The following is a 7,967-nucleotide window of genomic DNA, read 5'->3' on the forward strand; positions in this document are numbered from 1 at the left end:
CTAGGTTTGCACCGCCCTCGAGCGGGTTTTCACGTTAGGGCGAAGGCCTACGCACATCGCCCATAACGGAAAAAGGCCGGTGGCAAAAGCCACCAGCCGCCAGCCTTAAGCGCAACGCTTGGGCTGTTGACGCAAGGTCGTCGCTTACTTGAGCTCGACTTTGGCGCCAGCTTCTTCCAGCTTCTTCTTGGCGTCTTCAGCAGCATCCTTGGCCAGGCCTTCAGCGATGACCTGAGGAGCGGTGTCGACTTTCTCTTTGGCTTCTTTCAGGCCCAGACCAGTCAGTTCGCGAACAGCTTTGATCACGTTGACTTTCTTCTCGCCAGCTTCAACCAGAACAACGTTGAACTCGGTTTGCTCTTCAACAACAGCGGCAGCAGCAGCCGGGCCAGCAGCGGCAACAGCAGCGGTAACGCCGAAGGTTTCTTCCATCGCCTTGATCAGCTCAACAACTTCCAGAACGGTTTTCTGGCCGATGGCTTCGATGATTTGCTCGTTAGTCAGAGACATGACTATAAATTCCTGTATTGGGGTGACAGCCTACGCAGCCATCAAATTAAACAAATGATTTTGAAAGTGCTGATGCGGCCTTAGGCAGCGGCAGCTTCTTTCTGGTCGCGAACGGCCGCCAGAGTACGAGCCAGCTTGCTGGTAGCGCCTTGAATCACGCTCATCAGTCGTGCAATAGCTTCGTCGCGAGTTGGCAGCGAAGCCAACACATCGATCTGGTTTGCTGCGAGGAACTTGCCCTCGAACGCAGCTGCCTTGATCTCGAACTTGTCGTTACCTTTAGCGAACTCTTTGAACAGACGAGCAGCAGCGCCCGGGTGTTCGTTGGAGAAAGCGATCAAGGTCGGGCCGGTGAAGGCGTCGTTGAGGACACTGTATTCAGTGTCAGCAACGGCACGACGGAGCAGGGTGTTACGTACGACACGCACGTATACGCCTGCTTCACGAGCCTCTTTACGGAGTCCGGTCATAGCGCCTACTGTCACACCACGGGCATCAGCCACAACAGCGGACAGGGCAACTTTGGCAGCCTCGTTGACTTCAGCGACGATGGCCTTCTTGTCTTCGAGTTTAATTGCCACGGGTAAAACTCCTGCTTGTTACCGTTTCATCTGGCCGAAGCCGGATGTCGTTTTGGTGTCTGATTCGGTAAGGAATCGGGAGCACCATCTGCGTAGGCTTGAGGTTTAAGGCTTGCGCCGCCTACGGTCTTGGATAGCCCCCGCCAGGCAGGGACCCCAATCTTTCAAGCCGGCGGATCGCTCCGCCAGCCAATGACTTACGCGTCGAGCGAAGCTTGGTCGATGACCAGACCCGGACCCATGGTGGTGCTCAGGGTCACGCGCTTGACGTAGATGCCTTTCGAGGTGGACGGCTTCAGACGCTTGAGGTCCGACAGCAGGGCTTCCACGTTCTGCTTCAGGTGACCGGCTTCGAAACCGACCTTGCCAACAGAGGTGTGGATGATGCCGTTCTTGTCGGTACGGAAACGTACCTGACCAGCCTTGGCGTTCTTAACGGCAGTGGCCACGTCCGGAGTCACGGTACCGACCTTCGGGTTCGGCATCAGACCGCGCGGACCGAGGATCTGGCCCAGCTGACCGACAACACGCATGGCATCCGGGGAGGCGATGACCACGTCGTAGTTCAGGTCGCCGGCTTTCATCTCGGCAGCCAGTTCGTCCATACCAACCTTGTCAGCACCAGCAGCCAGGGCAGCTTCAGCGCCCGGGCCTTGGGTGAACACGGCGACGCGAACGGTCTTACCGGTGCCATTCGGCAGTACGGTGGCGCCACGAACAACCTGGTCGGATTTACGCGGATCAACACCGAGGTTGATAGCGATATCGAACGACTCGGTGAACTTGACGGCAGACAGCTCGGCCAACAACTTGGCGGCGTCTTCGAAACCATATTGCTTGCCGGCTTCGATTTTTTCAGCGATAGCCTTCTGGCGCTTGGTCAGCTTAGCCATTACACACCCTCCACGTTGAGGCCCATGCTACGCGCGGAGCCGGCGATGGTACGCACGGCCGCATCCAGGTCAGCGGCAGTCAGATCGGCCTGCTTGGTCTTGGCGATCTCTTCCAGCTGAGCACGGGTAACGGTGCCAACTTTGACGGTGTTCGGACGAGCAGAACCGCTGGTCAGGCCGGCGGCCTTTTTCAGCAGAACCGAAGCCGGGGTGCTTTTGGTTTCAAAGGTGAAGCTGCGGTCGCTGTAAACGGTGATGATCACAGGAGTCGGCAGGCCAGGTTCCATGCCCTGGGTACGGGCGTTGAACGCCTTGCAGAATTCCATGATGTTCACGCCATGCTGACCCAGAGCCGGACCAACGGGCGGCGACGGGTTGGCCTGAGCGGCCTTCACTTGCAGCTTGATATAAGCGGTAATCTTCTTAGCCATGAGCTACTCCAAATACGGGTTCAAGCGCCAAAACAGGCTCCCCGGTTGATAACGCCTTTATCCCAGTGACGACAAAACCCCGCAGCCAATAGCTGCGGGGTACGGGATGATTTGTCCAGTTACGCCTTCTCGACCTGACTGAACTCCAGCTCCACCGGTGTGGAGCGACCGAAAATAAGCACAGCCACGTGGATCCGGCTCTTTTCGTAGTTAACTTCTTCAACCACACCATTGAAGTCCGCAAACGGACCATCGACAACGCGAACAGTCTCGCCCGGCTCGAACAGTGTTTTCGGCTTCGGCTTGTCACCGCTATCGGCAACACGACGCAGAATGGCATCAGCTTCTTTTTCGGTAATCGGCGCAGGCTTATCGGCAGTACCACCAATGAAGCCCATGACGCGCGGCGTATCCTTGATCAGGTGCCAAGTCGCCTCGTTCATTTCCATCTGCACCAGCACATAGCCGGGGAAGAACTTGCGCTCACTCTTGCGCTTCTGGCCGTTACGCATCTCCACCACTTCTTCGGTGGGAACCAGAATTTCGCCGAACACATCTTCCATGCCAGCCAGCTTGACACGCTCAACCAGTGAGCGCATGACATGCTTCTCGTAACCCGAGTAAGCATGCACAACGTACCAACGCTTAGCCACGGGACACCCTTAACCGACAATCATCGAAACAAGCCAGCCCAGCAGGGAATCTAGACCCCACAGAACCAGCGCCATGACCAGGACCACAGCCACCACGATCAACGTGGTCTGCGTGGTTTCCTGACGACTTGGCCATACAACCTTACGGATCTCTGTGCGCGCCTCTTTAGCCAGACTAAAGAAAGCCTGACCCTTGGCCGTTTGCAGGGCGACAAAACCAGCCACCACAGCAAGAGCCAAGAGAACCAGCACGCGATACAGGAGCGGCTCAGCCGAGAAGTACTGATTGCCGACTACACCAGCGACCACCAGAGCGACAACAACCAGCCACTTCAGCGAGTCAAAGCGCGAGTCTTTAGCTTCAGCTTTGGCATTCATGAGAACAACCCTGTAGAAGAAATGCCAGATCCGCTTATTCAGGAATCTGGCAGGCCAGGAGGGAATCGAACCCCCAACCTGCGGTTTTGGAGACCGCCGCTCTGCCAATTGAGCTACTGGCCTAAAACGAAGTCAGGCCGACCATTATGCCGGCCTGACAGAGCTAGATCAACCGATTACTCGATGATCTTGGCAACCACGCCAGCACCAACGGTACGGCCGCCTTCGCGGATCGCGAAACGCAGACCATCTTCCATGGCGATCGGCTTGATCAGGGTAACAACCATTTTCACGTTGTCGCCCGGCATTACCATTTCAACGCCTTCCGGCAGTTCGCACGAACCGGTTACGTCGGTGGTACGGAAGTAGAACTGCGGACGGTAGCCCTTGAAGAACGGAGTGTGACGACCGCCTTCTTCTTTGGACAGCACGTACACTTCAGCCTCGAACTTGGTGTGCGGCTTGATGGTGCCCGGCTTGGCCAGAACCTGACCACGCTCTACGTCGTCACGCTTGGTACCGCGCAGCAGGACGCCGCAGTTCTCGCCAGCACGACCTTCGTCGAGCAGTTTGCGGAACATTTCAACGCCGGTGCAGGTGGTCTTGGTGGTATCACGCAGACCAACGATCTCGATTTCTTCCTGGATCTTGACGATACCGCGCTCTACACGACCGGTAACTACAGTACCGCGGCCGGAGATCGAGAATACGTCTTCGATCGGCATCAGGAACGGCTTGTCGATGGCACGAACCGGCTCCGGGATGTAGCTGTCCAGAGTTTCAACCAGCTTCTTAACAGCGCTGGTGCCCATTTCGTTGTCGTCTTGGCCGTTCAGAGCCATCAGAGCAGAACCGATGATGATCGGAGTGTCGTCGCCCGGGAAGTCGTAGGTCGACAGCAGGTCACGAACTTCCATCTCAACCAGCTCCAGCAGCTCGGCGTCGTCAACCATGTCAGCCTTGTTCAGGAAGACCACGATGTACGGAACACCTACCTGACGGGACAGCAGGATGTGCTCGCGGGTCTGCGGCATCGGACCATCAGCAGCGGAGCAAACCAGGATCGCGCCGTCCATCTGGGCAGCACCGGTGATCATGTTTTTGACGTAGTCGGCGTGACCCGGGCAGTCAACGTGCGCGTAGTGGCGAACAGCCGAGTCGTACTCAACGTGAGCGGTGTTGATGGTGATACCGCGAGCTTTTTCTTCCGGGGCGCTGTCGATCTTGTCGAAGTCAACGCGAGCCGAACCGAATACCTCGGAGCAAACACGGGTCAGAGCTGCGGTCAGGGTAGTTTTACCGTGGTCAACGTGGCCGATGGTGCCTACGTTGACGTGCGGTTTGTTACGTTCAAACTTTTCTTTAGCCATCTTGACCGTCTCCCATCAATGAATTGAGCGAGTCACGCCGCCATTAAAACAAAGGCAGATATCTGCATATCTGCCTTTATTGAAGTGGAGCTCTTGAGCGGATTTGAACCGCTGACCTCACCCTTACCAAGGGTGTGCTCTACCAACTGAGCTACAAGAGCGAAACACATTGCACAAACAGCAAACCTGGAGCGGGCAGCGGGAATCGAACCCGCATCATCAGCTTGGAAGGCTGAGGTTCTACCACTGAACTATGCCCGCGGAGCCTGCAGCTCACGCTTAATCTGGTGGAGGGGGAAGGATTCGAACCTTCGAAGTCGATGACGTCAGATTTACAGTCTGATCCCTTTGGCCGCTCGGGAACCCCTCCAAAACGAGGCGGCATTCTCAACTCATGCCACCCTACTGTCAAGCAATTTCTCAATAAAAACTTGAGGTTAGCAATTTTTGACAGCAACTCCGCAAGGGCCACCCTGCGAAGCGGGCGCCATTCTATGCAAACTAACGCAGGGTTGCAACGTCTTCGCACGGCATTAATTGATGTTGCAGGCCTTTAAAGTCAGAAGCCAATTGCTGCAGCAGGTAATCGTCAGCCAGACGCCGACTTTGCGGGGCAATCCGTACCCAATAACTACGCTGGGCACGAGGTAGTTCACGCAATAACGGCTCATAACCGGCATCCGCCAAACGCCGCATGACACTCTGCGCGGAGTCGTCGCGCGGAAAGATTCCCAGCGAAATACCGTTGGCCAGGTCGCCCTGAGTGATGATGTAACTGTCGATCTTGCGCGCCTGCAATTCCTTTAGCTGACGCAAGGACGCCTGACGGGAAGCCAGGGGCGGCAAATACACCCAATAGTCCAGCCCAGCCGCCGCATCAACAGCCCGCACCTCACCCTGGATATCAAGCGACATCAGACGCTGCTCAACCTGGCGCGCCGCAGACTCTTGCTGAAAGCTACCCAGAAACAGACAGGTTTCAGTTACCCCTGCCGGCACCTCAGGCGTCACCACCTCACGCCGCTCCTGCTCCCTATCCGCCTCACTGAGCAGACGAATATTCTGCTGCTGCCCGCGATATAGGGACATCGGCTCGACTTCCTTGACCCGCAAAGGTGCCTGCTGCTGATGCCAGACGTAATAGAAGAGGTTGAGAACCAGCAGAAGCAAGAACAGCCAGCGCATAACGAACCTCAGGACAAGGGGCAGGCCAGCGCCAACCCAACAAAAACCAGATCAGAAACAAGGCGCGCCTGCGGCAGCATCTCACGCACCAGAGCAGCATCGCCTCCGGTGAGGAATATGCTAAAGCTTTCACCCCAGCGCTCACGAGCCAACTCCAGCTGCGTCAGCACAAAACCACGCAACATCAGCGAGCAGCCGCGCTCGACCGCCTCGGCCGTGGAGCGCCCAGGCTGCAGACTGTGCACCGCCTGCGCAGCCGCCGCATCGTCATAGCGAATACGCCGGGTATGCGTACGCAACTGATTGCGCATCAATGGCACACCTGGGCAGATATAGCCCCCCAGATGCTCACCATCGGCAGCCACAAAGTCCGAGGTGACCGCCGTCCCCAGATCGAGCACCAGGCAAGCTTGCCCCGAAAGGCGATAGGCACCGACAAGGGCCAACCAGCGATCCAGCCCCAGACGCGCAAAATCGCTGTAGCCATTGCGCACCCCGGCCAGCTCACGAACAGGCTGAGCCGAGCACACTTCGACCGCAAACGCCTGCTCGAGACGCAGCCGCAGCGCGGCCGTTTCGTCATCACTGCGAACACTCACCAAGCGGCAATGAAGAGGACCCGGCCCATCCACCTGACGCACCGCAGCAAGCAACTGATCATCAGAATCCACCACCCCGCCAGCCAAAGCCGGCTGCGACTCTGCCGCAATCAGGCGCCACTTGATAAAGCTATTGCCACAGTCCAGCTCAAGAATCATTGCGCAACCTCAGACTCAGCTCGCCACCACTAAACTGGCGCTCTTCACCAGCCACTTCCAGACGTAGCGCACCTTGTTTATCCACACCCCGCACAATCCCTTCGACCTGTTGCGGACCTGCACTCAGAGTCACCGCCTGCCCCTGCCAAAGATGCTCAGCCTCCCACTCGGCACGCACACCAGCAAAACCTTGCTCCGCGTGCAGCGCCAGATAATGAGCCAGCCAACGATTCAAGCAGAGCGCCAGGGCAGTACGATCAACCAGCACACCAGATTGTTCACGCAGGGATGTCCACGGCTGATCAATGACAACAGAAGCACCGGGCAACATATTCACGTTAACCCCGATCCCCACCACCACCTGACAGATGCCGGCCGGATCCCCAGACAACTCCAGCAAGACCCCGGCAATTTTCCGCCCCGCCACCAGGACATCATTCGGCCACTTCAACCCCGCAGCGACACAACTAGACTCCTGCAGCGCTCGCAGCACCGCAATCCCCACGGTCAGACTGAGACCATCGAGCGAATAACTGCCGCTCTCGATGCGCAAGCCCAAGCTGTAGTAAAGGTTCTCGGCGAACGGACTGACCCAGGTGCGTCCACGCCGCCCGCGACCACTCTCCTGCTTCTCCGCAAGAACCAGTAGAGGCGCCGGGGATCCAGCGGCAAGCTGACGCAATGCCTGCGCATTAGTCGAGTCGATTGAAGGGAAAACCTCTGCAGTCCAGCCGCAGGTAGCGCAAGCGTCGGCAATCAATGCAGGATCAAGCAGCGACAGCGGCGAGGCCAAGCGATAACCCCGACCACGCACACGAAATATATGCAGGCCCAGATCATCCTCCAGGCCCTGCAAACGCTTCCACACCGCACTGCGACTTACACCCAGCACACGCCCCAAGGCCTCACCGGAATGAAATTCGCCATCTTGCAGCAGCTGCAGCACATTCTGCATTCGAGTCTCGCCTAGCAAAGAGGCAGGCATGATAGCCATGCCACTCGCCCTTGCCTAGAAACGCCTGCCGCGAACTTTTCTAGCGCACAAAGCCAAACCCCCAACCCGTTTTCACGGATTGGGGGTTTGGGGATAGGAGCTTGACGATGACCTACTCTCACATGGGGAAGCCCCACACTACCATCGGCGATGCGTCGTTTCACTACTGAGTTCGGGATGGGATCAGGTGGTTCCAACGCTCTATGGTCGTCAA

Annotated in this window: 10 protein-coding genes, 4 tRNA genes and 1 rRNA gene; all 15 read right to left on the minus strand. The window is 57.4% G+C overall.

The annotated features are described in order from the left end of the window. Window positions 1-144 precede the first annotated feature (144 nt). The 15 genes from rplL to rrf all read right to left on the minus strand — a co-directional run bounded on the left by rplL (window position 145) and on the right by rrf (window position 7,967). The gene (gene rplL, locus H3H45_RS15085; RefSeq protein WP_182834526.1) at window positions 145-510 is read right to left on the minus strand and encodes a 50S ribosomal protein L7/L12; all 366 of its coding nucleotides are present in this window, start codon (window positions 508-510) and stop codon (window positions 145-147) included. 80 nt (window positions 511-590) lie between these two features. Then, window positions 591-1,091, minus strand: coding sequence for a 50S ribosomal protein L10 (rplJ, locus tag H3H45_RS15090; RefSeq protein ID WP_182834527.1), 501 nt, complete (start codon window positions 1,089-1,091; stop codon window positions 591-593). Between the two features lie 197 nt (window positions 1,092-1,288). Next, window positions 1,289-1,984: a 50S ribosomal protein L1 gene (gene rplA, locus H3H45_RS15095; protein WP_182834528.1), complete on the minus strand. Its 696-nt coding sequence runs from the start codon at window positions 1,982-1,984 to the stop codon at window positions 1,289-1,291. Beyond that, the gene (rplK, locus tag H3H45_RS15100) at window positions 1,984-2,415 is read right to left on the minus strand and encodes a 50S ribosomal protein L11 (protein WP_182834529.1); all 432 of its coding nucleotides are present in this window, start codon (window positions 2,413-2,415) and stop codon (window positions 1,984-1,986) included. The genes rplA and rplK overlap by 1 nt, the downstream gene beginning before the upstream one ends. 119 nt (window positions 2,416-2,534) lie before the next feature. Next, window positions 2,535-3,068, minus strand: coding sequence for a transcription termination/antitermination protein NusG (gene nusG, locus H3H45_RS15105; protein WP_182834530.1), 534 nt, complete (start codon window positions 3,066-3,068; stop codon window positions 2,535-2,537). Between the two features lie 9 nt (window positions 3,069-3,077). Then, entirely contained in the window at window positions 3,078-3,446 is a 369-nt protein-coding gene (secE, locus tag H3H45_RS15110) for a preprotein translocase subunit SecE (protein ID WP_182834531.1), read from the minus strand. A gap of 47 nt (window positions 3,447-3,493) precedes the next feature. Continuing rightward, window positions 3,494-3,569 (minus strand) — tRNA-Trp (locus tag H3H45_RS15115). 53 nt (window positions 3,570-3,622) lie between these two features. Continuing rightward, on the minus strand, window positions 3,623-4,816 hold the full coding sequence (gene tuf, locus H3H45_RS15120; RefSeq protein WP_182834522.1) for an elongation factor Tu: 1,194 nt from the start codon (window positions 4,814-4,816) through the stop codon (window positions 3,623-3,625). Between the two features lie 85 nt (window positions 4,817-4,901). After that, a tRNA-Thr gene (locus H3H45_RS15125) sits at window positions 4,902-4,977 on the minus strand. Window positions 4,978-5,003: 26 nt separating this feature from the next. Next, window positions 5,004-5,077, minus strand: a tRNA-Gly gene (locus tag H3H45_RS15130). Between the two features lie 24 nt (window positions 5,078-5,101). After that, window positions 5,102-5,186 (minus strand) — tRNA-Tyr (locus H3H45_RS15135). Window positions 5,187-5,317: 131 nt separating this feature from the next. Then, window positions 5,318-6,001 (minus strand): SPOR domain-containing protein, encoded by a 684-nt coding sequence (locus H3H45_RS15140; RefSeq protein WP_182834532.1) that lies wholly within the window; start codon window positions 5,999-6,001, stop codon window positions 5,318-5,320. 8 nt (window positions 6,002-6,009) lie between these two features. Then, the gene (locus H3H45_RS15145) at window positions 6,010-6,759 is read right to left on the minus strand and encodes a pantothenate kinase (RefSeq protein ID WP_182834533.1); all 750 of its coding nucleotides are present in this window, start codon (window positions 6,757-6,759) and stop codon (window positions 6,010-6,012) included. Further along, complete coding sequence (gene birA, locus H3H45_RS15150) at window positions 6,749-7,714, minus strand: bifunctional biotin--[acetyl-CoA-carboxylase] ligase/biotin operon repressor BirA (protein WP_182834534.1); 966 nt, start codon at window positions 7,712-7,714, stop codon at window positions 6,749-6,751. The genes H3H45_RS15145 and birA overlap by 11 nt, the downstream gene beginning before the upstream one ends. A 138-nt stretch (window positions 7,715-7,852) precedes the next feature. Further along, window positions 7,853-7,967, minus strand: a 5S ribosomal RNA gene (gene rrf / locus H3H45_RS15155).

It is taken from the genome of Aquipseudomonas guryensis (genome assembly GCF_014164785.1).
GTDB classification, from domain to species: Bacteria; Pseudomonadota; Gammaproteobacteria; order Pseudomonadales; family Pseudomonadaceae; genus Aquipseudomonas; species Aquipseudomonas guryensis.